Below are 26550 nucleotides of genomic sequence, written 5' to 3'. Positions count from 1 at the left end.
GAAACGTTAACACACCTTTAAACAAGACAATCAAAATAGCCCGTTGCGTAATGCGTGTTCCAGGCTAACCCCGGGAAACCAATTAATATCTTCAGAAATACATTTATTACTTGCCGACCAGTCGGCATGGGTTAATTCACGGATTTTCGAGCGGGTCAGCATGGGTTCTTTACCTGCGAGGCGACTCAACGCGGTACTGATATCCGCAAGGCAGGTGAGTAACGGCAGAGGAATACCGACCATCCGCACAGAACCACAACGGGCTACAGCGGCAAGCTGTTGGACACGTCGCCAGTCATAACCTCCGGCGATGCCATCGCATAATTCATACGTTTGCGTCTGTACGGAATCGGCGCTTAACCACTGACCCACAGCCTGGGCGAAATCGGTGACGTGCAGAAAAGAGAGCTGCGTATCTGGTGCGCCAGTACGTGGCAGAAGTCCGCGCAGCATCCAGTCAAACAGCGGTTTTAGCTCTTTATCGCCGGGGCCATACACTGCAGTTGGACGAAAAACGCCCAGCGTGATTTCGCCAGCCATTGCTGCCAGTCGTTGTTCGGCTACGAATTTAGATTTTGCATACCAGGAGAGTTCGGGATGACGCGCCGCCAGTGAAGAGATAAACAGGAAACGTTGGCAGCAGCCGCTCTCTTTTGCCGCCTGCATCAGGCGCAGGCTGCCGTCGACGTTACAACGGGTAAAGATATCTTCTTTGTGTCCGCGCACTTGCCCGGCGCAATGGACCACCGCGCTGGCGCTGGCAACCAGTTCGCTAAGCGAATGCGTATCTTCCAGCGAACCGCGCACCCAGATGAGATTATCGCTAACGTGAGCGCGGGTAGTACGCGTCAAAGCGCGAACGTGAAAGCCGCGGGCGAGCAGGTTATCGATAATATATTTCCCGATAAACCCGGTAGCGCCCGTCACCGCAACAGTTTGATTCATACGAGAGATCCCTGAACATGAGGATTAGCGGCAACGGCCTTCTGATAACGTTTTTTCGCTTCTGCGCGGGCGGGCTTGCCGGAAGAGGTGCGGGGAATACTGTGGGGCGGTAACAGGTCGATAGCCGCAGTTACGCCAAATTCGCTTTGTATCCGCGCCGCCAGCGTGTGGATAAGCTGCGTGCGGCGCTTTTCGTCGCTGATCCGGCACTGGATCTGCAAAATAATATTTTCCTGGGCGGTAACAAAAGCAATGGCATCGCCAGAGTGAATTTCCGGTTCCTGTTCCGCAATATATTCAATATCCTGCGGCCAGATATTGCGGCCACGAATAATAATCAGATCTTTAATGCGCCCGGTGACATACAGATAACCGTCCAGCAGATAACCGAGATCGCCAGTATCTAACCAACCCGTCGCGGCAATCTCGTTTTGTGAAGCCATGTCGCCAAAGTAGCCACTCATCAGGCTGGGGCCAGAGATGCAAATATGGCCCACCACACGTTCCGCTACCGGTATCCCCGCGTCATTACGGATTTCAATGCCATGTTCCGGCAACGCTTTACCGCAGTTGACGAAAGTTGATACGGCACGTGTCTCAACACCCGGCGTAACGGCTTTCCCCTGATATTCGAGGATGTCGCGATCCACGTCGTTAACCACAACCCCAGAGGCTTCATCGGAAAAGCTGACAGCCAGCGCGTTCTCTGCCAGTCCGTAGCACGGCATAAACGTTTTATCGTCAAAGTTAACTGGACGGAAACATTCAGCAAATTGATGGAGTTGTTCGGCGGAGATAGGCTCTGCGCCAATACCGGCGACGCGCCAGCAGGAGAGATCCAGTTCAGCGAGATCTCTTTCATTCACGCGGCGCTGGCACAATTCATAGCCAAATGGTGGCGCAACGGAGACGGTGCCGCGATTTTTGCTGATCAATTTAAGCCATTGCAGTGGGCGCATGGCAAAATCCTGGGTGCGCAAATAATCCACTGAAAGCTGCGTGGCGACAGGTGTCAGAAGAAAACCGACCAGCCCCATATCATGGTAGAAAGGTAGCCAGGAGACACAGCGATCGCCTGGGCGTAATTTAATGCCATCGTGGCTGATGGCACGTAGATTGGCCATCACTTCGCGATGAGTGATGATGACGCCACGGGGAAAACGGGTGCTGCCGGAGGTGTACTGCAGATAGGCGATATCGTCTGGCACTGGCAACGGGAGCGTAACATCGGCTTCTGGCAAGGTTTTAAACCAGGCGTGGCTCAAAACATGTAACTCGGGTTTGCCCTGCGTCGCGGCATTGACCAGCGGCAACCACTCATCACCAGTGATAATCGCCGCAGGCTGGCAGCTTGCCAGCAACCCTTGCAGTTTTGTGCTCCATGAATCCCGCTGACCGACGCCCATCGGAATCGCCAGTGGGACAGCGACTAATCCGGCATACTGGCAGGCAAAAAACGCTTCGACAAACCCGCTACTGGTTTCCGCAATCAGCGCCACGCGATCGCCTTTTTTCAGGTTTAGCGATAACAGTCGCCTGGCTCCTGTTTCCGCACGTGCTTTTAAAGTGTGATATTCCAGTTCATCTTCAAGCTGGCTACGCCTGTCATAAAAATTCATTCCGGCGTTACCCAGAGCGGCATAGTCCAAAGCATCAACCAGCGTTGGAAAATCGGCATAGCGCATAGGCAGGGAATGCGTAAAGATTTTATTGGACATATACACCACAAGAAAATTGGATATCAAAAATAAAATGACAATAATGCGGTGGATTATATATGCATAAAAGATAAATGAGATAGTATTTTCATTGGTGCGATATTGAACATTGATTAAAATAATAAGTTCTGTTTTTTGTTTCTTATTGTGAATGATATTTAATTTATGAATGTATTAAGTAATGCCTTGTCTGGTCGCATTAAGTCTATAAAAGGCATTATTAACCGTCTTACGCAGGCTCTGGTTTTACCGTAATTATTAATAAATATTATTTTATCTTCGTTTGTATTCATTGGGTGGATTATGAAGGTGCCGTTCGTTGCAGTTGCAGCCTGTTTTTCACCGTTAATTATTTGTTATCCACGTAAATATGGAATGCGATCTGCTGATGATTAAAATTGAAAAAGTAATAAATAAAAATGACTTAAAGGCATTTATCGCTTTTCCGTCGTCACTTTATTCCAATGATTCAAACTGGATCCCCCCTTTATGCATTGAACGCAGTGAGCATCTGTCACAAAAGAATCCGGGAACGGACCATATTATCTGGCAGGCGTGGGTGGCAAAAAAAGAGGGGCAGATAGTCGGGCGCATTACGGCGCAAATCGATACCTTGCACCGCGAGCGATACGGCGAAGATACGGGGCATTTTGGCATGATTGACGCCATTGATGATCCACAGGTATTTGCGGCCTTATTTGACGCAGCGGAAGGGTGGCTGAAGTCACAAGGGGCACGCAACATCACTGGCCCCTTCAGCCTGAATATCAATCAGGAGAGTGGGTTACTGATTGAAGGGTTTGATACGCCGCCCTGCGCGATGATGCCGCACGGCAAACCGTGGTATGCCGCGCATCTCGAGCAATTGGGCTATCAGAAAGGCATTGATTTACTGGCGTGGTGGATGCAGCGAACCGATCTCACTTTCTCTCCGGCGCTAAAAAAACTGATGGATCAGGTACGCAAAAAGGTGACCATTCGCTGCATCAATCGCCAGCGGTTTGCTGAAGAGATGCAGATCCTGCGTGAGATTTTCAACTCTGGCTGGCAGCACAACTGGGGCTTTGTGCCGTTTACCGAACGCGAATTTGCCATCATGGGCGATCAGCTTAAATACCTGGTGCCGGACGATATGATCTACATTGCTGAGATAGACTCTGCACCCTGCGCGTTTGTTGTCGGCTTACCGAACATCAACGAGGCGATTGCTGATCTGAATGGATCGCTCTTTCCCCTCGGCTGGGCAAAATTGCTGTGGCGCTTAAAAGTCAGTGGTATGCGAACTGCGCGAGTGCCGCTAATGGGTGTGCGCGACGAATATCAGTTTAGTCGTATCGGACCGGTAATCGCGCTGTTGCTGATTGAAGCATTACGCGATCCCTTTACCCGCAGGAAGATCGACGCGCTGGAGATGTCATGGATCCTCGAAACCAATACGGGCATGAATAACATGCTGGAACGTATTGGCGCACAGCCATATAAGCGTTACCGCTTGTATGAAAAGCAGATTTAACGCCCGCTAACTCTGGCTCATCTCCAGCGGCACCGCCGAGCGAATCAAGTGGTGACCTTCCAGTTCGATATTGTGGAGATTCTTTTTCACGGTCATCACATGATCGCGGGCCGCGCGCTGGGCCACATGCGGCAGTCGTTGCAAAACCGCGTTATAGATCCGCGCATGTTGGCGATCGATCTGCTTTTTTTGCTGGGGGCGATGGTAGAGATTATTCACGCTGGCAAACACCGAATTAAACATCAGATCGGTCAATGATTGCAGAGTGAAAACCAGCACCTGATTGTGGGAAGCCTGACAAATAGCGAGATGGAAAGCGTGATCCAACTGCGCATGTTCGATCAGTGAAATCTCTTTGTTGTTCTCACTGGCGGCGAGCATTTTTTCATAACAGCGAGTTATCAATACAAAATCAGCCTGGGTTCCCAGCGTTGCCGCCAACCTTGCTGATTCGCCTTCCAGTAATGCCCGGACGTCGAGCAGATCATACAGTGTTCGCGGCTGCGTGCTGAACAGATGGATCAGCGGACTGGTGTCCTGTACCCGATTAAGTCGCGCGACCCGAGAATCGCGCCCCTGCGCCGTTTCAATAATCCCGCGCCCGCGCAGCACCGTCAGCCCTTCACGCAGTGCGGAACGCGAGAAGCCGAGCTTTTCGCACAGTCGACGTTCCGAGGGAAGCGGCTGCCCGACCTTCAACACACCGTCGATAATTAACCGTTCGATACTCTCTGCAACCACTTCGCAAATAGGGCGACGTTCATCTTTCATTCCCGGACCTCGTGCACAGGTAGGACCAATTTTTCTGTTCTTAATTCGCGAAACACGCACATCATGCAAGTGATTATGTTACATCAATTTAACATTGAATTAACCTATGCGTGGTCACAGAGCTGGAAAAAAAATGGTCTGACCGGTAACTAAAGAGATAGACGAAAACAAAAAGCCCGCTTAATAACTGTTCACAGAAGCAGCACGCAAAAATCAGCTACCACACAACACAACAAAGCGAACCCTACTCATGAGCATCTTGTACGAAGAGCGTCTTGATGGCGCTTTACCCGATGTCGACCAAACATCGGTACTGATGGCACTGCGTGAGCATGTCCCCGGACTCGAGATCCTGCATACCGATGAGGAGATCACTCCTTACGAGTGTGACGGGTTGAGCGCGTATCGCACGCGTCCATTACTGGTTGTTCTGCCTAAGCAGATAGAACAGGTGGCGGCGATTCTGGCTGTCTGCCACCGTCTGCGTGTGCCGGTGGTGACTCGTGGCGCGGGCACCGGGCTTTCTGGCGGCGCGTTGCCGCTGGAAAAAGGCGTGTTGTTAGTGATGGCGCGCTTTAAAGAGATCCTCGATATAAACCCCGTCGGTCGCCGTGCGCGCGTGCAGCCGGGCGTGCGTAATCTGGCTATCTCCCAGGCCGTAGCGCCGCATAATCTCTATTACGCGCCGGACCCTTCTTCACAAATCGCCTGTTCCATTGGCGGCAATGTGGCGGAAAATGCCGGTGGCGTTCACTGTCTGAAATATGGGCTTACCGTACATAACCTGCTGAAAATTGAAGTGCAAACGCTGGACGGAGAGACGCTGACACTGGGATCGGATGCGCTGGATTCGCCGGGTTTTGACCTGCTGGCGCTGTTTACTGGATCAGAAGGTATGCTCGGCGTGACCACCGAAGTGACGGTAAAACTGCTGCCGAAGCCCCCCGTGGCACGGGTTCTGTTAGCCAGCTTTGGCTCGGTAGAAAAAGCCGGACTCGCCGTCGGTGACATCATCGCCAATGGCATTATCCCTGGTGGGCTGGAGATGATGGATAACCTGTCGATTCGCGCGGCAGAAGATTTTATTCATGCCGGTTATCCCGTTGATGCCGAAGCGATTTTATTGTGCGAGCTGGACGGCGTGGAGTCTGACGTACAGGAAGATTGTGAACGGGTTAACGACATCTTACGGAAAGCGGGCGCGACTGACGTCCGTCTGGCGCAGGACGAAGCGGAGCGTGTGCGTTTCTGGGCCGGTCGTAAAAACGCCTTTCCGGCGGTGGGGCGCATCTCTCCCGATTACTACTGCATGGACGGCACCATCCCACGCCGCGCGCTGCCTGGCGTACTGGAAGGCATTGCTCGTTTATCGCAGCAATATGATTTACGCGTCGCCAACGTCTTTCATGCCGGAGACGGTAACATGCACCCGTTAATCCTTTTCGATGCCAATGAACCCGGCGAATTTGCCCGCGCGGAAGCGCTGGGTGGGAAGATCCTCGAACTCTGCGTGGAAGTGGGCGGCAGCATCAGTGGGGAGCATGGCATTGGGCGCGAAAAAATCAATCAAATGTGCGCCCAGTTCAACAGCGATGAAATCACGACCTTCCATGCGGTCAAGGCGGCATTTGACCCCGATGGTTTGCTGAACCCTGGAAAAAACATTCCCACGCTACACCGCTGCGCTGAATTTGGTGCCATGCACGTGCACCACGGTCATTTACCTTTCCCTGAACTGGAGCGTTTCTGATGCTACGTGAGTGTGATTACAGCCAGGCGCTGCTGGAACAGGTGAATCAGGCGATTAGTAATAAAACGCCGCTGGTGATTCAGGGAAGCAATAGCAAAGCCTTTTTAGGTCGCCCTGTCACCGGGCAAACGCTGGATGTGCGTTGTCATCGCGGCATTGTGAATTACGACCCGACCGAGTTGGTGATCACCGCTCGTGCCGGAACGCCGCTGATGGCGATTGAAGCGGCGCTGGAAAGTGCGGGGCAAATGCTGCCCTGCGAGCCACCGTATTATGGTGAAGAAGCCACCTGGGGCGGCATGGTCGCTTGCGGTCTGGCGGGGCCGCGTCGACCGTGGAGCGGTTCGGTACGCGATTTTGTCCTCGGTACGCGCATTATTACCGGCAGTGGAAAACATCTGCGTTTTGGTGGCGAAGTGATGAAAAACGTTGCCGGATACGATCTCTCACGGCTAATGGCCGGAAGCTATGGCTGTCTTGGCGTACTTACTGAAATCTCAATGAAAGTGTTGCCTCGACCGCGCGCCACTATCAGCCTGCGTCGGGAAATCAGCCTGCAAGAAGCCATGAACGAAATCGCCCAGTGGCAACTCCAGCCATTACCCATTAGCGGTTTATGTTACTTCGACAACGGCTTGTGGCTCCGCCTTGAAGGCGGTGAAGGCTCGGTAAAAGCGGCGCGTGAACTGCTGGGGGGCGAAGAGGTTGCGGGTCAGTTCTGGCAGCAATTGCGTGAACAACAACTGCCATTCTTCTCGTTACCAGGGACTTTGTGGCGCATTTCATTACCCACCGATGCACCGATGATGGATTTACCCGGCGAGCAACTGATCGACTGGGGGGGCGCGTTACGCTGGCTGAAATCGACAGCCGATGACAATCAAATCCACCGTATCGCCCGCAACGCTGGTGGTCACGCAACTCGCTTTAGTCCAGGTGATGGCAGTTTTGCTCCGTTGCCTGCCCCTTTATTCCGCTATCACCAGCAGCTTAAACAGCAGCTCGACCCTTGCGGTGTGTTTAACCCCGGTCGCATGTACGCGGAACTTTAAGGAGCAGACTATGCAAACCCGGTTAACCGAAGAGATGCGCCAGAATACGCGGGCGCTGGAAGCTGACAGCATTCTGCGCGCCTGTGTGCACTGCGGATTTTGTACCGCAACCTGCCCGACCTATCAGCTCCTGGGTGATGAACTGGACGGGCCGCGTGGGCGCATCTATCTGATTAAACAGGTGCTGGAAGGTAACGAAGTTACACTTAAAACGCAGGAGCATCTCGAGCGCTGTCTCACGTGCCGCAACTGTGAAACCACCTGTCCTTCTGGTGTGCGCTATCACACTCTGTTGGATATCGGGCGTGATATCGTCGAGCAAAAAGTGAAACGTCCACTGCCGGATCGAATGCTACGCGAAGGGCTGCGTCAGGTAGTGCCGCGTCCGGCGGTCTTCCGTGCGCTGACGCAAGTAGGCCTGGTGCTACGACCGTTTTTGCCAGAGCAGATTAGAGCAAAACTCCCCGCCGGGATCGTGAAAGCCAAACCGCGTCCGCCGTTGCGTCATAAGCGTCGGGTTTTAATGCTGGAAGGTTGCGTCCAGCCTACGCTTTCGCCCAACACCAACGCGGCAACCGCGCGGGTGCTGGATCGTCTGGGGATCAGCGTCATGCCAGCTAACGAAGCAGGCTGTTGTGGCGCGGTGGACTATCATCTTAATGCGCAAGAGAAAGGGTTAGCGCGCGCGCGAAATAATATTGATGCCTGGTGGCCGGCGATTGAAGCAGGCGCCGAGGCAATTTTGCAAACCGCCAGCGGCTGTGGGGCGTTCGTTAAAGAGTATGGGCAGATGCTGAAAAACGATGCGTTGTATGCCGATAAAGCGCGTCAGGTCAGCGAACTGGCGGTTGATTTAGTCGAGCTTTTGCGTGAGGAGCCGCTGGAAAAGCTGGCGATTCGCGGCGATAAAAAACTGGCCTTCCACTGTCCGTGTACCCTGCAACATGCGCAAAAACTGAATGGCGAAGTAGAAAAAGTGTTACTGCGGCTGGGATTTACCTTAACCGACGTTCCCGACAGCCATCTGTGCTGCGGTTCGGCGGGAACTTATGCGTTAACGCATCCCGATCTGGCGCGCCAGTTGCGGGATAACAAAATGAATGCGCTGGAAAGCGGCAAACCGGAAATGATCGTTACCGCCAACATTGGTTGCCAGACGCATCTGGCGAGCGCCGGTCGTACCTCTGTGCGTCACTGGATTGAAATTGTAGAACAAGCCCTTGAAAAGGAATAACAAAATGAAAACTAAAGTCATTCTTAGCCAGCAAATGGCGAGTGCAATTATTGCCGCAGGTCAGGAAGAGGCGCAGAAAAATAACTGGTCCGTTTCCATTGCTGTTGCCGATGACGGCGGTCATCTGCTGGCGTTAAGTCGTATGGATGATTGCGCGCCGATTGCGGCCTACATCTCCCAGGAGAAAGCGCGTACCGCCGCGCTGGGGCGCCGCGAAACTAAGGGCTATGAAGAGATGGTGAACAACGGACGTACGGCGTTTGTGACGGCACCGTTACTGACGTCGCTGGAAGGCGGCGTACCGGTTGTTGTTGATGGGCAGATTATTGGCGCTGTGGGTGTGTCTGGTTTAACCGGGGCACAGGATGCGCAGGTCGCGAAAGCGGCAGCAGCGGTATTGGCGAAATAAGCGAAAACGAGGAGATTAACAATGAGTGAAACCATAACCCAGGGCCGTTTACGCATTGACGCCAACTTTAAACGTTTTGTTGATGAAGAAGTTTTACCCGGAACAGGGCTGGACTCTACGGCGTTCTGGCACAATTTTGATGATATTGTTCACGATCTGTCGCCAGAGAATCGTCAGTTACTGGCAGAGCGCGATCGCATTCAGGCGGCGCTCGACGAATGGCATCGCCGCAATCCGGGGCCGGTAAAAGATAAAGCAGCCTATAAATCTTTCCTGCGTGAACTGGGCTACCTGGTGCCGCAACCGGGCCATGTGACGGTGGAAACCACCGGCATCGACAGCGAAATCACCAGCCAGGCGGGGCCGCAACTGGTGGTTCCGGCAATGAACGCCCGCTACGCGTTGAATGCGGCGAACGCTCGCTGGGGTTCACTGTACGATGCGCTATACGGCAGCGACATCATCCCGCAGGAAGGGGCGATGGTCAGCGGCTACGATCCGCAGCGTGGTGCGCAGGTTATCGCCTGGGTTCGCCGCTTCCTCGATGAATCACTACCGCTGGAAAACGGCAGCTATCAGGATGTGGCGGCGTTTAAGGTGGTCGACAAACAATTACGTATTCTGTTGAAAAATGGCTCAGAAACCACGTTACGTACCCCGGCGCAGTTTGTCGGCTACCGTGGTGATGCTGCTGCACCGACCTGCATTTTGCTGAAAAATAACGGTCTGCATATCGAACTGCAAATCGATGCCAACGGACGGATTGGCAAAGACGATCCGGCGCATATCAACGACGTTATCGTCGAAGCCGCCATCAGTACCATTCTCGATTGTGAAGACTCGGTCGCTGCGGTTGATGCTGAAGATAAAATCCTGCTGTACCGCAATCTGTTGGGGCTGATGCAGGGCACTCTGCAAGAGAAAATGGAGAAAAACGGTCGGCAAATCGTGCGTAAACTGAATGACGATCGTCAGTACACCGCCGCCGATGGTTCTGAAATTTCTTTGCACGGGCGCTCGCTGCTGTTTATCCGCAACGTGGGGCATTTGATGACTATCCCCGTAATTTGGGACAGCGAAGGCAATGAAATTCCGGAAGGTATTCTTGATGGCGTCATGACAGGTGCGATTGCCCTCTACGACTTAAAAGTGCAGAAAAACTCGCGTACTGGCAGCGTCTATATTGTGAAACCGAAAATGCACGGTCCGCAGGAAGTGGCGTTTGCCAACAAACTGTTTACCCGCGTTGAGACCATGCTTGGTATGGAACCAAATACCCTGAAAATGGGCATTATGGATGAAGAACGCCGGACCTCGCTGAACTTGCGTAGTTGTATCGCCCAGGCACGCAACCGCGTGGCGTTCATCAACACCGGCTTCCTCGACCGTACTGGTGATGAGATGCATTCGGTGATGGAAGCGGGCCCGATGTTGCGTAAAAACCAGATGAAATCGACACCGTGGATCAAAGCCTACGAGCGCAATAACGTGCTTTCCGGCCTGTTTTGTGGGCTGCGCGGTAAAGCGCAAATCGGTAAAGGGATGTGGGCAATGCCAGATCTGATGGCAGACATGTACAGCCAAAAGGGCGATCAGTTACGTGCCGGGGCGAACACGGCCTGGGTTCCGTCACCGACCGCAGCCACGTTGCATGCGTTGCACTATCACCAAACCAACGTACAGAGCGTGCAAGCCAACATTGCCAACACAGAGTTCAATGCAGAATTTGAGCCTCTGCTGGACGATCTGCTGACCATTCCGGTTGCTGAAAACGCAAACTGGTCGGCACAAGAGATCCAACAAGAGCTGGATAACAACGTGCAGGGGATTCTGGGTTATGTGGTGCGTTGGGTAGAGCAGGGGATTGGTTGTTCAAAAGTGCCGGATATCCACAACGTGGCGCTGATGGAAGACCGTGCAACGCTGCGCATCTCCAGCCAACATATCGCCAACTGGTTACGTCACGGTATTCTGACCAAAGAACAGGTGCAGGCGTCGCTGGAGAATATGGCGAAAGTGGTTGATCAGCAAAACGCTGGCGATCCGGCGTATCGTCCGATGGTGGGGAATTTTGCTAACTCGTGTGCGTTTAAAGCCGCCAGCGATTTAATCTTCCTCGGTGTGAAACAGCCAAACGGTTATACCGAACCGTTATTACATGCCTGGCGTTTACGCGAAAAAGAAAGTCATTAATAGCAATAGCAAAAGCCCCGGCAAGTTTTACCGCTGGGGCTATTATAGTTACTGCGGTAGTACATTTATCCCGGAAATAACCGGAGCGATTATCAGGGTTTAATAAAATTAAATACCCGTAGCGCATCATTAGCGGGTTAAAACAACAATATGGACATCTTAACGATACTCTGCGCCTGCGGGTGCGGAACAGAACCCCTTACCCGATATACTTGTTATGCCTGAGGTAGCAATTGCGTTAGCGGCGTGCTGTTGCTGTAAAGTATAACGCCTATATTTTACAGTTCAGTCCTCTTTTGCTTATTACAACCTTAAGCATATCAAGCATATAAAGATAATAAGAGACTGAACAATATGGTTACCTGGACCCAAATGTATATGCCGATGGGAGGGCTGGGGCTATCCGCTCTGGTTGCCCTGATCCCGATAATATTCTTCTTCGTTGCGCTTGCGATATTACGTCTGAAAGGGCATGTCGCCGGAGCAATAACCCTTATATTATCGATATTGATTGCGATATTCGCCTTTAAAATGCCGATTGATATGGCATTTGCTGCTGCGGGATATGGTTTTATTTATGGTTTATGGCCAATCGCCTGGATTATTGTCGCGGCGGTATTCCTCTATAAATTAACCGTTGCCAGCGGCCAGTTTGATATTATCCGCAGCTCGGTTATCTCCATCACCGACGATCAACGTTTGCAGGTGTTGCTGATTGGCTTCTCTTTTGGCGCACTGTTAGAAGGAGCTGCGGGCTTTGGCGCGCCGGTGGCGATTACTGGCGCGCTGCTGGTGGGACTGGGCTTTAAACCGTTATACGCGGCGGGGCTGTGTCTGATTGCCAACACCGCGCCGGTGGCGTTTGGTGCGTTGGGCGTGCCTATTCTGGTTGCCGGTCAGGTGACTGGCATCGATCCGTTCGACATTGGCGCAATGGCGGGACGTCAGTTGCCGTTCCTGTCGGTACTGGTGCCGTTCTGGCTGGTGGCGATGATGGACGGCTGGAAAGGGGTGAAAGAGACATGGCCAGCGGCGCTGGTGGCGGGTGGTAGCTTCGCAGTTACCCAGTTCTTTACCTCTAACTACATTGGCCCGGAACTGCCGGATATTACTTCGGCGCTGGTGAGTATCGTCTCACTCTCTTTATTCCTCAAAGTCTGGCGGCCGAAAAATACCGAAACGGCAATCAGCATGGGGCAATCCGCAGGTGCGATGGTGGTGAATAAACCGTCTTCTGGCGGCCCAGTACCGTCAGAATACAGCCTTGGGCAAATCATTCGTGCGTGGTCACCGTTTTTAATCTTAACGGTGCTGGTCACCATCTGGACCATGAAGCCGTTTAAAGCGTTATTCGCTCCGGGCGGCGCGTTTTATTCGCTGGTGATTAACTTCCAGATCCCCCATTTGCATCAACAGGTACTGAAAGCGGCACCCATTGTCGCCCAACCGACGCCAATGGATGCGGTGTTTAAATTTGATCCACTCTCCGCTGGTGGAACTGCGATTTTTATCGCGGCAATTATCTCTATCTTCATTCTTGGTGTCGGGATCAAGAAAGGTATTGGCGTTTTCGCAGAAACGCTAATTAGCCTGAAGTGGCCGATATTGTCGATTGGCATGGTGCTGGCATTTGCCTTCGTGACCAACTATTCCGGCATGTCCACTACGCTGGCGCTGGTACTGGCGGGTACTGGCGTGATGTTCCCGTTCTTCTCGCCGTTCCTTGGTTGGCTGGGGGTATTTCTTACCGGCTCTGACACATCCTCGAACGCCCTGTTTGGTTCACTGCAATCAACCACCGCGCAGCAAATCAACGTCTCGGACACTCTGCTGGTGGCAGCAAATACCAGCGGCGGCGTGACCGGCAAGATGATCTCCCCGCAATCTATCGCCGTGGCCTGCGCCGCGACGGGCATGGTGGGCAGAGAATCTGAATTGTTCCGTTACACCGTGAAGCACAGTCTGATCTTTGCCAGCGTTATTGGCATTATCACGCTGCTGCAGGCATATGTGTTTACCGGAATGTTGGTTTCGTAATTCAATAGAGCCGGATGGCTGTAAATATCATCCGGCTTTTTTCATATCTGTTTCGTTATTCCGGCTAAACAATAGCAAGATTATTTCTCTATTTATTATCATCAGATCAATAATGTTTGATGATTAGATAACCCGGTAAATAATTAATGGCGTGAAAATCTGTGTTTTTTTACCACGCAAAACAAGCTGTATTAATTGTGTTCGCTTGATGAGCAAGTAGCGTGCTATCTGTTGCTTTTGCAATCGCAATCGTTAAAACTATCAATGACTTGAGATAGTAATATTGTGAATGATTGTTACTTTTTTGTTTGTTAAAAATTTTTATAAATCACCCCTCTGACATCGTATAGGGGATATTCCTATAAATTTTATCTATTTCGTTATCAATAATGCAGATTTCTTAAGAATGGAGGTTATTTTTAGAGAAGGTAAAACATAAAACTATTTCCACAGTTACGAATTTTTTAACTTTGTTTTGTCACTTGCGTTATTAATGAATAAGAAATTTAAATATAAGAAATCGCTTTTAGCGGCTATTTTAAGCGCAACCCTGTTAGCCGGTTGTGATGGCGGTGGTTCAGGCTCGTCCTCCGATACTCCGCCTGTAGATTCTGGAACAGGGTCTTTGCCGGAAGTGAAACCTGATCCAACACCAAACCCGGAGCCGACGCCTGAGCCGACGCCGGACCCAGAACCTACGCCGGATCCAACCCCTGATCCTGAGCCGACACCAGAACCAGAGCCAGAACCTGTTCCCACGAAAACGGGTTATCTGACCCTGGGCGGAAGCCAGCGGGTAACTGGTGCTACCTGTAATGGTGAATCCAGCGATGGCTTTACTTTTACACCTGGCAACACCGTGAGTTGTGTGGTTGGTAGTACGACCATTGCAACTTTCAACACCCAGTCAGAAGCTGCGCGTAGCCTGCGTGCGGTTGACAAAGTGTCGTTTAGCCTCGAGGACGCGCAGGAGCTGGCGGATTCTGAAAATGAGAAAACCAACGCTATCTCTCTGTTAACTTCCAGCGACAGTTGCCCGGCGGATGCAGAACAACTTTGTCTGACCTTCTCGTCAGTGGTCGATCGCGCACGCTTTGAAAAACTGTATAAGCAAATCGATCTGGCACCGGAAGAATTCAAAAAGCTGGTAAATGAGGAAGTGGAAAACAATGTCGCGACCGATAAAGCGCCATCCACCCATACCTCACCGGTCGTGCCCGTCACGACAGAGGGAACAACGCCGGATCTGAACGCCAAATTTGTGTCAGCTAATGCGGAACAGTTTTATCAGTATCAACCTACTGAAATTATTCTCTCCGAAGGCCGCCTGGTGGATAGCCAGGGATATGGTGTTGCTGGTGTTGACTACTACACCAATTCAGGCCGTGGTGTGACAGGGGAAAATGGTGAATTTTCCTTTAGCTGGGGCGAAACCATCTCCTTTGGTATCGATACCTTTGAACTTGGCTCAGTACGCGGCAACAAGTCGACCATTGCGCTGACTGAACTGGGTGATGAAGTTCGCGGCGCGAATGTCGATCAACTGATTCATCGCTATTCGACGACCGGGCAAAATAATACCCGTGTTGTTCCGGACGATGTACGCAAGGTCTTTGCTGAATATCCCAACGTGATTAACGAGATTATCAATCTCTCGTTATCCAATGGCGCGACGCTGGATGAAGGCGATCAAACCGTTGTGCTGCCAAACGAATTTATCGAGCAGTTTGAAATGGGGCAGGCCAAAGAGATCGATACTGCGATTTGTGGCAAAACCAACAATTGCAACTCTGCACGCTGGTTCTCGCTGACGACACGCAATGTTAATGACGGTCAGATTCAGGGCGTTATCAACAAACTGTGGGGTGTGGATACGAACTACCAATCTGTCAGCAAGTTCCATGTATTCCATGACTCCACCAACTTCTATGGCAGCACCGGTAATGCGCGCGGTCAGGCGGTGGTGAATATCTCCAACGCGGCCTTCCCGATTCTGATGGCGCGTAATGATAAAAACTACTGGCTGGCCTTTGGTGAAAAACGCGCCTGGGATAAAAACGAGCTGGCGTACATTACTGAAGCGCCTTCTCTTGTTGTGCCGGAAAACGTGACGCGCGATACCGCGACCTTCAACCTGCCGTTTATTTCGCTGGGGCAAGTCGGTGATGGCAAGCTGATGGTTATCGGTAACCCGCACTACAACAGCATTTTGCGTTGCCCTAATGGTTACAGTTGGGCCGGTGGTGTCAATGATAAAGGTGAGTGTACGCTCAGCGGTGATTCAGATGATATGAAGCACTTCATGCAGAACGTACTGCGCTACCTGTCAAACGACATCTGGCAGCCGAATACCAAGAGCACAATGACCGTGGGTACGAACCTGGAAAACGTTTATTTCAAACGTCATGGCCAGGTCACTGGGAACAGTGCTCCATTTGGCTTCCATCCGGATTTTGCAGGTATTTCTGTTAAACATTTGACCAGCTATGGCGATCTGAATCCGGAAGAAGTTCCGTTGCTGATCCTCAACGGTTTTGAATATGTGACTCAGTGGTCTGGCGATCCCTATGCAGTGCCTCTGCGTGCAGATACCAGCAAACCGAAGCTGACTCAGCAGGATGTGACCGATCTGATCGCCTATCTGAACAAAGGCGGATCAGTGCTGATCATGGAAAACGTGATGAGCAATCTTAAGGAAGAGAGCGCGTCTGGCTTTGTGCGTCTGCTGGATGCCGCGGGTCTGTCAATGGCTCTGAACAAATCGGTGGTGAACAACGATCCGCAGGGTTATCCGGATCGCGTACGCCAGCGCCGAGCGAATGGCATTTGGGTTTATGAACGTTATCCTGCCGCAGACGGTGCGCAGCCGCCGTACACCATCGACACAACTACAGGGGAAGTGACCTGGAAATATCAGGAAGAAGGTAAGCCTGATGACAAGCCGAAACTGGAAGTGGCCAGTTGGCTGGAAGATGTCGATGGCGAACAGGTCAAGCGCTATGCCTTTATCGATGAGGCGGAGTTTAAAACAAAAGAGTCTCTGGAGGCGGCAAAGGCAAAAATCTTTGAAAAGTTTCCTGGATTACAGGAGTGTAAGGACTCGACATATCACTATGAGGTCAACTGCCTGGAATATCGTCCTGGTACGGGTGTTCCTGTGACGGGGACAATGTATGTTCCGCAGTATACGCAACTGAATCTTGACGCCGACACTGCGAAAGCGATGGTGCAGGCTGCGGATTTAGGCACCAACATTCAGCGCCTGTATCAACATGAGCTTTATTTCCGTACTAAAGGCAGTAAAGGCGAACGTCTGAACAGCGTCGATCTCGAACGTCTGTACCAGAACATGTCGGTCTGGCTGTGGAACGACACGGCTTATCGTTATGAAGAAGGCAAAAATGACGAGCTGGGCTTTAAAACGTTCACCGAGTTCCTGAACTGCTACGCCAACAATGCTTACGAGGGCGGCACCGAGTGCTCCGCGGAACTGAAGAAATCGCTGGTCGATAACAACATGATCTACGGAGATAATACTACCAAAGCGGGCATGATGAACCCGAGCTATCCGCTCAACTATATGGAAAAACCGCTGACGCGTCTGATGCTGGGGCGTTCCTGGTGGGATCTGAACATTAAAGTTGATGTTGAGAAGTATCCGGGAGCAGTATCGGCAGAGGGTGAGAATGTTACGGAAACCATCAGCCTGTACTCGAATCCGACTAAATGGTTTGCAGGTAACATGCAATCAACCGGCCTGTGGGCTCCGGCTCAGAAAGAGGTCACCATTGAGTCTACAGCGGACGTTCCTGTGACTGTCACCGTGGCGCTGGCTGACGACCTGACCGGACGTGAAAAGCATGAAGTTGCGCTGAACCGTCCGCCGAGAGTGACTAAAACGTATACTCTGGAGGCTAATGGTACGGTGAAGTTTACGGCTCCTTATGGTGGTCTGATTTATATCAAGGGCGACAGCAAGGAGAATAATAAATCTGCCAGCTTCACCTTTACCGGTGTGGTAAAAGCACCGTTCTATAAAGACGGCGCATGGAAAAACGATCTGAAATCTCCTGCGCCGTTGGGCGAGTTGGAGTCAGATTCTTTCGTCTACACCGCACCGAAGAACAACCTGAACGCCAGCAATTACAAGGGTGACCTGAAACAATTCGCAGAGGAACTGGATACCTTTGCCAGCTCGATGAATGACTTCTACGGTCGTGATGGCGAAAGTGGTAACCACCGGATGTTTACCTATAAAGCATTGACAGGTCACAAGCATCGTTTCGCCAACGATGTGCAGATCTCCATCGGTGATGCGCACTCGGGTTATCCGGTAATGAACAGCAGCTTCTCGACGAACAGCACCACGCTGCCGACGACGCCGCTGAACGACTGGTTGATCTGGCACGAAGTCGGTCATAACGCTGCAGAAACACCGCTGAACGTACCGGGTGCAACTGAAGTGGCGAACAACGTGCTGGCGCTGTACATGCAGGATCGCTATCTCGGTAAGATGAACCGTGTCGCTGACGACATTACCGTCGCGCCGGAATATCTGGACGAGAGCAACGGTCAGGCCTGGGCGCGCGGCGGTGCGGGTGACCGTCTGCTGATGTACGCACAGTTGAAGGAGTGGGCAGAGGAAAACTTTGATATCAAACAGTGGTATCCAGATGGTGACCTGCCTAAGTTCTACAGCGATCGTAAAGGGATGAAGGGCTGGAACCTGTTCCAGTTGATGCACCGTAAAGCGCGCGGCGATGAGGCAGGCAAAACCAAGTTTGGCGAAAGAAATTACTGTGCTGAGTCAAACGGTAACGCTGCTGACACGCTGATGCTGTGTGCATCCTGGGTCGCTCAGGCGGATCTTTCGGAATTCTTTAAGAAATGGAATCCGGGCGCAAATGCTTACCAGCTTCCGGGGGCAAGTGAGATGAGCTTCGAAGGCGGCGTGAGCCAGTCGGCTTACAACACGCTCGCGGCGATGCACCTGTCGAAACCGGAAAAAGGGCCGGAAACCATTAATAAGGTTACCGAGTATTCGATGCCAGCCGAATAAGCCTGTAGGCCGGATAAGGCGTTCACGCCGCATCCGGCATGAAATAAGGCGCACCGGGTCAACATATATGCCCGATGCGCCAGCTTATCGGGCCTGGAGGGAAGAAGCCGCGATTACTTGCGTTGGCAGACACCTGTAGGCCGGATAAGGCGTTCACGCCGCATCCGGCATGAAATAAGGCGCACCGGGTCAACATATATGCCCGATGCGCCAGCTTATCGGGCCTGGAGGGAAGAAGCCGCGATTACTTGCGTTGGCAGACACCTGTAGGCCGGATAAGGCGTTCACGCCGCATCCGGCAAGTTACAACAAATAACCTTTAACCATGCTTTTTGATGTTTTTCAGCAATATCCTGCTGCGATACCTGTCCTGGCAACCGTCGGAGGATTAATCATCGGCAGTTTTTTGAATGTGGTGATCTGGCGTTACCCCATCATGCTTCGCCAACAAATGGCGGAGTTTCACGGTGAAACGCCGAGCACGCAGCTAAAAATAAGCCTGGCGCTGCCACGCTCGCATTGTCCGCATTGTCAGCAGACCATCCGCGTTCGTGACAACATTCCGCTGCTCTCCTGGCTGATGCTCAAAGGGCGCTGCCGCGACTGTCAGGCGAAAATCAGCAAGCGTTATCCGCTGGTCGAGTTATTGACGGCACTCGCTTTTTTGCTGGCGAGTCTGGTCTGGCCGGAAAGTGGATGGGGGCTGGCGGTGATGATATTATCCGCCTGGCTGATTGCCGCGAGTATCATCGACCTCGATAATCAATGGCTGCCCGATGTCTTTACTCAGGGAGTATTGTGGACGGGGCTGATTGCGGCATGGGCACAGCAGAGTCCGCTAACGTTACAAGACGCAGTCACCGGCGTACTGGTGGGGTTTGTCACTTTTTACTCCCTTCGCTGGCTGGCCGGAATAATTCTGCGTAAAGAAGCATTAGGCATGGGCGATGTATTACTCTTCGCCGCTTTAGGTGGCTGGGTGGGGGCATTGTCGCTACCCCATGTTGCTTTAATTGCATCATGCTGCGGGCTGATATATGCCGTTATTACAAAAAAAGGATCAACGACGCTGCCTTTTGGACCGTGTTTAAGTCTGGGCGGTATAGCAACACTTTATCTACAGGCATTGTTTTAATGATAACCACGTCATTATCGAAGTGACATTTTTACTCTCATTAATAACCTTAGAGATTATTTACTATGTCGATAAAACAAATGCCAGGGAGGGTATTAATATCGCTATTGTTAAGCGTTACAGGATTATTAAGTGGCTGCGCAAGCCATAATGAAAACGCCAGTTTGCTGGCGAAAAAACAGGCGCAAAATATCAGCCAAAACCTGCCGATTAAATCTGCGGGATATACCTTAGTGCTGGCGCAAAGTAGCGGCACGACGGTAAAAATGACCATTATCAGCGAAGCGGGTGCTCAAACCACGCAAACGCCGGACGCGTTTTTAACCAGCTATCAACGACAAATGTGCGCTGACCCAACGGTGAAATTAATGATCACTGAGGGGATTAATTACAGCATAACGATTAATGATACACGCACAGGCAACCAGTATCAGCGGAAACTGGATCGTACCACCTGTGGAATAGTCAAAGCATAACGTCGGGTATATATAAATTGGCGCGGGTTGTTTTTCGTGACGCACGAATTTATCTCAATCAATGGCTGACTAAAATTCGTTACACTCTTAGCCAGGGACAATCTCTTAATACAGACAAAGAGCATCTGCGCAAAATTGCACGCGGGATGTTCTGGCTGATGTTGCTTATTATTTCTGCAAAAATGGCGCATTCACTCTGGCGCTATATCTCCTTTTCTGCGGAATATACGGCGATTTCCCCATCGGTGAATAAATCGACCCGTGCGGATGTAAAAACGTTCGATAAAAAAGACGTGCAATTAATCAGCCAGCAAAACTGGTTTGGCAAATATCAGCCCGTTGCTGCACTGGTAAAACAACCCGAACCGGCTCCGGTGGCAGAAACACGTCTTAACGTGGTACTGCGCGGGATCGCCTTTGGTGCCAGACCCGGCGCGGTTATTGAAGAAGGCGGCAAACAGCAGGTCTATTTGCTGGGCGAACGGCTTGACTCTCACAACGCGGTGATCGAAGAGATTTATCGCGATCATGTGGTGCTGCGTTATCAGGGAAAAATGGAGCGCCTGAGTCTGGCAGAAGAGGAGCGTTCCACCGTTGCCGTGACCAATGAAAAAACCGTCAGTGACGAAGCAAAGCAAACAGCCGCTGAACCTGCCGCCAGCACGCCAGTTGAGATCCCGGCTGCCGTGCGCCAGGCACTGGCGAAAGACCCGCAGAAAATTTTTAACTATATCCAGCTTACGCCTGTGCGTAAGGAGGGGATTGTCGGTTATGCAGTGAAACCGGGGGCAGATCGTTCTCTGTTCGATGCCAGCGGTTTCAAGGAAGGCGATATCGCCATTGCGTTAAATCAGCAGGATTTCACTGATCCACGAGCAATGATTGCTCTGATGCGGCAGTTACCTTCAATGGATTCCATTCAACTCACGGTTTTACGCAAGGGTGCGCGCTACGACATTTCCATCGCGCTGCGCTAACCGCATTTAATCCAGGAGAATCATTCATCGTGTTTTGGCGTGATATTACGTTGTCGGTCTGGCGTAAGAAGACAACTGGCCTCAAAACAAAAAAGCGTTTACTGCCGCTGATGCTGGCAGCGGCATTATGCAGTTCACCAGTTTGGGCGGAAGAAGCCACTTTTACCGCCAATTTTAAAGATACCGACCTGAAATCGTTTATCGAAACCGTCGGCGCTAACCTCAATAAAACCATCATTATGGGGCCGGGCGTTCAGGGGAAAGTGAGTATTCGTACTATGACCCCGCTCAATGAACGCCAGTATTACCAGCTATTCCTTAACCTGCTGGAAGCACAGGGGTATGCCGTCGTACCGATGGAAAACGACGTGCTGAAGGTGGTGAAATCCAGCGCCGCAAAAGTCGAGCCGTTGCCGCTGGTCGGTGAAGGCAGCGACAATTATGCGGGCGATGAAATGGTCACTAAAGTGGTGCCGGTACGTAATGTGTCTGTACGCGAACTGGCACCGATTCTGCGCCAGATGATCGACAGCGCGGGTTCTGGCAACGTCGTTAATTACGATCCCTCCAACGTGATTATGCTTACCGGACGCGCCTCGGTTGTGGAACGGCTGACGGAAGTGATTCAGCGCGTGGATCACGCGGGAAACCGCACCGAAGAGGTGATCCCGCTGGATAACGCCTCGGCCTCGGAAATTGCCCGCGTGCTGGAAAGCTTGACCAAAAACAGCGGCGAGAACCAACCAGCAACGCTGAAATCACAGATTGTTGCTGATGAACGCACTAACAGCGTCATTGTCAGCGGCGATCCCGCTACGCGAGACAAAATGCGCCGTCTGATCCGTCGCCTGGACTCAGAAATGGAACGCAGCGGCAACAGCCAGGTGTTCTATCTCAAATACAGCAAAGCGGAAGATCTGGTCGATGTTCTGAAACAGGTCAGCGGCACGCTCACCGCCGCTAAAGAAGAGGCGGAAGGCACGGTCAGTAGCGGACGTGAGGTTGTTTCTATTGCCGCCAGCAAACACAGTAATGCCCTGATTGTGACCGCGCCGCAGGACATCATGCAGTCGCTGCAAAGCGTGATTGAACAACTGGATATCCGCCGTGCTCAGGTGCATGTCGAGGCGTTGATCGTGGAGGTTGCCGAAGGCAGCAATATCAACTTCGGCGTGCAGTGGGCGTCGAAAGATGCCGGATTAATGCAGTTTGCCAACGGCACGCAGATCCCTATCGGTACGCTGGGGGCGGCGATTTCTCAGGCGAAGCCGCAGAAAGGTTCCACGGTGATCAGCGAAAACGGTGCCACCACCATTAACCCGGATACCAACGGTGACCTCTCCACGCTCGCCCAGCTACTTTCCGGCTTTAGCGGTACGGCGGTTGGCGTGGTGAAAGGCGACTGGATGGCGCTGGTGCAGGCGGTTAAAAACGACTCCAGCTCTAACGTCCTTTCTACGCCGAGCATCACCACGCTGGACAACCAGGAAGCCTTCTTCATGGTGGGTCAGGACGTTCCGGTATTAACCGGTTCTACCGTTGGCTCCAATAACAGCAATCCTTTCAACACGGTAGAAAGGAAAAAAGTCGGCATCATGCTGAAAGTCACGCCGCAGATTAACGAAGGTAACGCGGTACAGATGGTGATTGAGCAGGAAGTGTCGAAGGTGGAAGGACAGACCAGCCTCGATGTGGTGTTTGGCGAGCGCAAACTGAAGACTACCGTGCTGGCTAACGATGGTGAGCTGATTGTGCTTGGCGGTCTGATGGACGACCAGGCGGGAGAAAGCGTGGCGAAAGTGCCGTTGCTGGGCGATATCCCGTTGATTGGCAACCTGTTTAAGTCCACGGCAGATAAAAAAGAAAAACGTAATCTGATGGTGTTTATCCGCCCGACCATTCTGCGTGACGGTATGGCGGCAGACGGCGTTTCGCAGCGCAAATATAACTATATGCGCGCCGAGCAGATCTATCGCGATGAGCAAGGCTTAAGCCTGATGCCGAACACTGCGCAGCCGGTACTACCAGCGCAAAACCAGGCCTTACCGCCGGAAGTTCGCGCGTTCCTCAATGCCGGGAGAACGCGTTAATGGTGCCTGTAGCACAGGAAACCTCCGCTAACACCGTGCGTCTGCCCTACAGTTTCAGCCGTCGGTTTAGCCTGGTGGCATGGTGCGAAGCGTCGCTGGAGATCCTCCATGTTCATCCGTTGTCGCTCTCTGTTTTGCAGGAGCTGCAACGGGGGCTGAACGCGCCCTTTACGCTGCGGCAAATCGACGAGGCCGAATTTGAACAGCGGCTGAATGCGGTCTGGCAGCGGGACTCTTCCGAAGCTCGCCAGTTGATGGAAGATCTCGGTTCCGCCGAGGACTTCTTTACCCTCGCAGAAGAGCTGCCGGAAACGGAAGATTTGCTGGAAAGTGACGACGATGCGCCGATCATCAAACTGATCAACGCCATGCTGGCAGAGGCAATTAAAGAAGGCGCTTCGGATATCCACATTGAGACGTTTGAAAAGAGTCTGGTGATCCGTTTTCGTGTAGACGGAACGCTACATGAAATGCTGCGTCCCGGGCGCAAACTGGCCTCGCTGCTGGTGTCGCGTATCAAGGTGATGGCGCGGCTGGACATTGCCGAAAAGCGCGTGCCGCAGGATGGACGTATTGCGCTGCTGCTGGGCGGTCGGGCGATTGACGTGCGTGTCTCCACCATGCCTTCTGCCTGGGGTGAGCGCGTGGTGCTGCGACTGCTGGACAAAAACCAGGCCCGCCTGACGCTGGAGCGTCTGGGGCTGAGTCATGAACTGACCGCGCAGTTGCGCCAGCTACTGCACAAACCGCACGGCATCTTTCTGGTGACGGGGCCGACGGGTTCTGGCAAAAGCACCACGCTGTACGCCGGATTGCAGGAGCTGAACAACCACTCGCGCAACATTCTCACGGTTGAAGACCCCATCGAATACATGATTGAAGGGATCGGTCAGACGCAGGTCAACACCCGTGTCGGCATGACCTTCGCCCGTGGCCTGCGTGCGATTTTGCGTCAGGACCCGGATGTAGTGATGGTCGGTGAGATCCGCGATACCGAAACCGCAGAAATCGCCGTTCAGGCGTCGCTTACGGGGCACCTGGTTCTTTCCACGTTGCATACCAACACGGCGGTGGGGGCAATCACGCGTTTGCAGGATATGGGCGTAGAGCCTTTCCTGCTCTCTTCCAGTCTGACGGGCGTGATGGCGCAGCGACTGGTTCGCACGCTGTGCCCCGACTGCCGCCAGCCCGCACCTGCTACCGACGAAGAAAAACGCCTGTTGGGGATTACCGATGCGCGAACCGTCACTCTGTACCATCCGCAGGGCTGCCCCGCCTGTAATCACAAAGGTTTTCGTGGGCGAACCGCCATCCATGAGCTGATCGTGGTGGACGCCACATTGCGTGATTTGATCCACCGTCAGGCCGGGGAACTGGAGCTGGAACGTTATGTCCGGCAACACTCTGCGGGTATCCGCAGCAACGGCATTGAGAAAGTACTCGCCGGAGAAACCTCTCTCGATGAAGTGCTGCGGGTAACGATGGAGGCGTAATGGCACTGTTTTACTATCAGGCGCTACAGCGTAATGGCCGCAAAACCAAAGGCATGATTGAGGCGGATTCCGCGCGTCATGCCCGCCAGTTGTTGCGCGCTAAAGACCTCATTCCCGTGCACATTGAAGCCCGGCTGAATGCTTCGTCAGGGGGAATGTTGCAGCGTCGGCGGCACGCACATCGTCGTGTGGCGGCGGCAGATCTGGCGCTGTTCACCCGCCAACTGGCAACGTTGGTTCAGGCAGCAATGCCGCTGGAAACCTGCTTACAGGCGGTCAGTGAGCAAAGCGAAAAACTGCATGTGAAAAGTCTGGGAATGGCGCTGCGCAGCCGGATTCAGGAGGGTTATACCCTGTCGGACAGCCTGCGCGAACACCCCCGCGTCTTTGATTCCCTGTTTTGTTCGATGGTGGCTGCCGGAGAAAAATCCGGGCATCTCGATGTGGTGCTCAATCGCCTGGCGGATTACACCGAACAGCGCCAGCGCCTGAAATCACGACTGCTGCAGGCCATGCTCTACCCGCTGGTGCTGTTGGTGGTGGCAACGGGTGTGGTCACTATTTTGCTGACGGCGGTGGTGCCGAAAATTATCGAACAGTTCGATCACCTCGGACACGCGCTGCCCGCCTCCACCCGCACCCTTATCGCCATGAGCGACGCCTTACAAGCCAGCGGCGTTTATTGGCTGGCGGGATTGCTGGGGCTTCTGGTGCTGGGGCAACGGCTACTCAAAAAGCCGACTATGCGGCTGCGCTGGGATAAAACTTTGCTGCGCTTGCCCGTGACGGGGCGGGTTGCTCGCGGGCTGAATACGGCGCGTTTTTCCCGCACGTTAAGCATCCTCACCGCCAGCAGTGTTCCGCTGCTGGAAGGCATTCAGACCGCTGCCGCCGTGTCGGCAAATCGCTATGTCGAGCAGCAACTGCTACTGGCGGCAGATCGCGTCCGCGAAGGAAGCAGTCTGCGCGCCGCGCTGGCGGATCTGCGCCTGTTCCCGCCGATGATGTTGTACATGATCGCCTCTGGTGAACAGAGCGGAGAGCTGGAAACCATGCTTGAACAGGCCGCGGTCAACCAGGAACGAGAGTTTGATACCCAGGTGGGGCTGGCGTTAGGGCTGTTTGAACCGGCGCTGGTGGTGATGATGGCGGGCGTGGTGCTGTTTATCGTCATCGCCATCCTCGAACCGATGCTGCAACTGAACAATATGGTTGGAATGTAATTTACGGAGTTATCACATGAATTCGTTATCCCGCACGCAAAAACCACGGGCAGGTTTTACCCTACTGGAAGTGATGGTGGTGATTGTTATTCTTGGCGTCCTGGCAAGTCTGGTGGTGCCTAACCTGCTGGGCAACAAAGAGAAAGCGGACAGGCAAAAAGCCATCAGCGATATCGTGGCGCTGGAAAACGCGCTGGACATGTACCGGCTGGATAACGGGCGTTATCCAACCACCGAGCAGGGGCTTGAGGCGCTGATCCAGCAACCGGCCAATATGGCGGACTCCCGCAACTACCGTACCGGTGGGTACATTAAACGGCTACCAAAAGATCCGTGGGGCAATGATTATCAGTATCTCAGCCCGGGTGAAAAAGGGATGTTTGATGTTTACACCTTAGGGGCGGATGGTCAGGAAAACGGAGAAGGGGCTGCCGCAGATATCGGTAACTGGAATTTACAGGAGTTTCAGTAATCA

At 52.7% G+C, this 26550-nt stretch carries 18 protein-coding genes; 15 read left to right on the top strand and 3 right to left on the bottom strand.

Going from position 1 to position 26550, the window contains the following annotated elements; translation table 11 throughout:
• Positions 1-30: 30 nt before the first annotated feature.
• Complete coding sequence (locus A1SC_RS09765) at positions 31-945, bottom strand: NAD-dependent epimerase/dehydratase family protein (RefSeq protein WP_001077188.1); 915 nt, start codon at positions 943-945, stop codon at positions 31-33.
• A complete protein-coding gene (locus tag A1SC_RS09770; RefSeq protein ID WP_001517092.1) occupies positions 942-2663 on the bottom strand; it encodes a fatty acyl-AMP ligase in 1722 nt (573 codons plus the stop codon). Before A1SC_RS09770 ends, A1SC_RS09765 begins: the two co-directional genes overlap by 4 nt.
• 370 nt (positions 2664-3033) lie before the next feature.
• Here A1SC_RS09770 and yghO point away from each other — a divergent pair, with 370 nt between their 5' ends.
• Positions 3034-4176: a protein YghO gene (yghO, locus tag A1SC_RS09775; protein WP_016262548.1), complete on the top strand. Its 1143-nt coding sequence runs from the start codon at positions 3034-3036 to the stop codon at positions 4174-4176.
• Between the two features lie 6 nt (positions 4177-4182).
• On the opposite strand, the gene glcC is transcribed toward yghO, so the two are convergent.
• A complete protein-coding gene (gene glcC, locus A1SC_RS09780; RefSeq protein WP_001517090.1) occupies positions 4183-4947 on the bottom strand; it encodes a transcriptional regulator GlcC in 765 nt (254 codons plus the stop codon).
• Between the two features lie 250 nt (positions 4948-5197).
• On the opposite strand from glcC, the gene glcD reads away from it, so the two are divergent.
• The 14 genes from glcD to gspG all read left to right on the top strand — a co-directional run bounded on the left by glcD (position 5198) and on the right by gspG (position 26547).
• On the top strand, positions 5198-6697 hold the full coding sequence (gene glcD, locus A1SC_RS09785) for a glycolate oxidase subunit GlcD (protein ID WP_016262547.1): 1500 nt from the start codon (positions 5198-5200) through the stop codon (positions 6695-6697).
• Entirely contained in the window at positions 6697-7749 is a 1053-nt protein-coding gene (glcE, locus tag A1SC_RS09790; protein ID WP_000943105.1) for a glycolate oxidase subunit GlcE, read from the top strand. Before glcD ends, glcE begins: the two co-directional genes overlap by 1 nt.
• A 10-nt stretch (positions 7750-7759) precedes the next feature.
• Complete coding sequence (gene glcF / locus A1SC_RS09795; RefSeq protein ID WP_016262546.1) at positions 7760-8983, top strand: glycolate oxidase subunit GlcF; 1224 nt, start codon at positions 7760-7762, stop codon at positions 8981-8983.
• 4 nt (positions 8984-8987) lie between these two features.
• Entirely contained in the window at positions 8988-9392 is a 405-nt protein-coding gene (locus A1SC_RS09800) for a GlcG family protein (protein WP_000853256.1), read from the top strand.
• Between the two features lie 21 nt (positions 9393-9413).
• The gene (gene glcB / locus A1SC_RS09805; RefSeq protein WP_016262545.1) at positions 9414-11585 is read left to right on the top strand and encodes a malate synthase G; all 2172 of its coding nucleotides are present in this window, start codon (positions 9414-9416) and stop codon (positions 11583-11585) included.
• Between the two features lie 354 nt (positions 11586-11939).
• Entirely contained in the window at positions 11940-13622 is a 1683-nt protein-coding gene (gene glcA, locus A1SC_RS09810) for a glycolate permease GlcA (RefSeq protein ID WP_000259271.1), read from the top strand.
• 493 nt (positions 13623-14115) lie between these two features.
• Positions 14116-18681 (top strand): lipoprotein metalloprotease SslE, encoded by a 4566-nt coding sequence (sslE, locus tag A1SC_RS09815; RefSeq protein ID WP_016262544.1) that lies wholly within the window; start codon positions 14116-14118, stop codon positions 18679-18681.
• Between the two features lie 325 nt (positions 18682-19006).
• Positions 19007-19816 (top strand): prepilin peptidase PppA, encoded by an 810-nt coding sequence (gene pppA / locus A1SC_RS09820; protein ID WP_016262543.1) that lies wholly within the window; start codon positions 19007-19009, stop codon positions 19814-19816.
• A 65-nt stretch (positions 19817-19881) separates the two neighbouring features.
• Positions 19882-20292, top strand: a complete 411-nt coding sequence (gene gspS2 / locus A1SC_RS09825) for a type II secretion system pilot lipoprotein GspS-beta (RefSeq protein WP_001309757.1) — start codon at positions 19882-19884, stop codon at positions 20290-20292.
• A gap of 17 nt (positions 20293-20309) precedes the next feature.
• Complete coding sequence (gspC, locus tag A1SC_RS09830) at positions 20310-21269, top strand: type II secretion system protein GspC (RefSeq protein ID WP_000135106.1); 960 nt, start codon at positions 20310-20312, stop codon at positions 21267-21269.
• 29 nt (positions 21270-21298) lie between these two features.
• Positions 21299-23359, top strand: coding sequence for a type II secretion system secretin GspD (gene gspD, locus A1SC_RS09835; RefSeq protein ID WP_016262542.1), 2061 nt, complete (start codon positions 21299-21301; stop codon positions 23357-23359).
• Positions 23359-24852 (top strand): type II secretion system ATPase GspE, encoded by a 1494-nt coding sequence (gspE, locus tag A1SC_RS09840; protein ID WP_000249315.1) that lies wholly within the window; start codon positions 23359-23361, stop codon positions 24850-24852. The genes gspD and gspE overlap by 1 nt, the downstream gene beginning before the upstream one ends.
• Complete coding sequence (gene gspF / locus A1SC_RS09845) at positions 24852-26075, top strand: type II secretion system inner membrane protein GspF (protein ID WP_016262541.1); 1224 nt, start codon at positions 24852-24854, stop codon at positions 26073-26075. Before gspE ends, gspF begins: the two co-directional genes overlap by 1 nt.
• Positions 26076-26091: 16 nt before the next feature.
• Positions 26092-26547 carry a type II secretion system major pseudopilin GspG gene (gene gspG, locus A1SC_RS09850; RefSeq protein WP_001517083.1) on the top strand — a complete coding sequence of 152 codons (456 nt, stop codon included), beginning with the start codon at positions 26092-26094 and terminating at the stop codon, positions 26545-26547.
• Positions 26548-26550 lie beyond the last annotated feature (3 nt).

The organism is Escherichia sp. KTE52 (assembly GCF_000408325.1).
Taxonomy (GTDB): Bacteria; Pseudomonadota; Gammaproteobacteria; order Enterobacterales; family Enterobacteriaceae; genus Escherichia; species Escherichia marmotae.
Note: the sequence above shows the minus strand (reverse complement) of the source record. Positions and strands in the feature narration are given on the sequence as shown.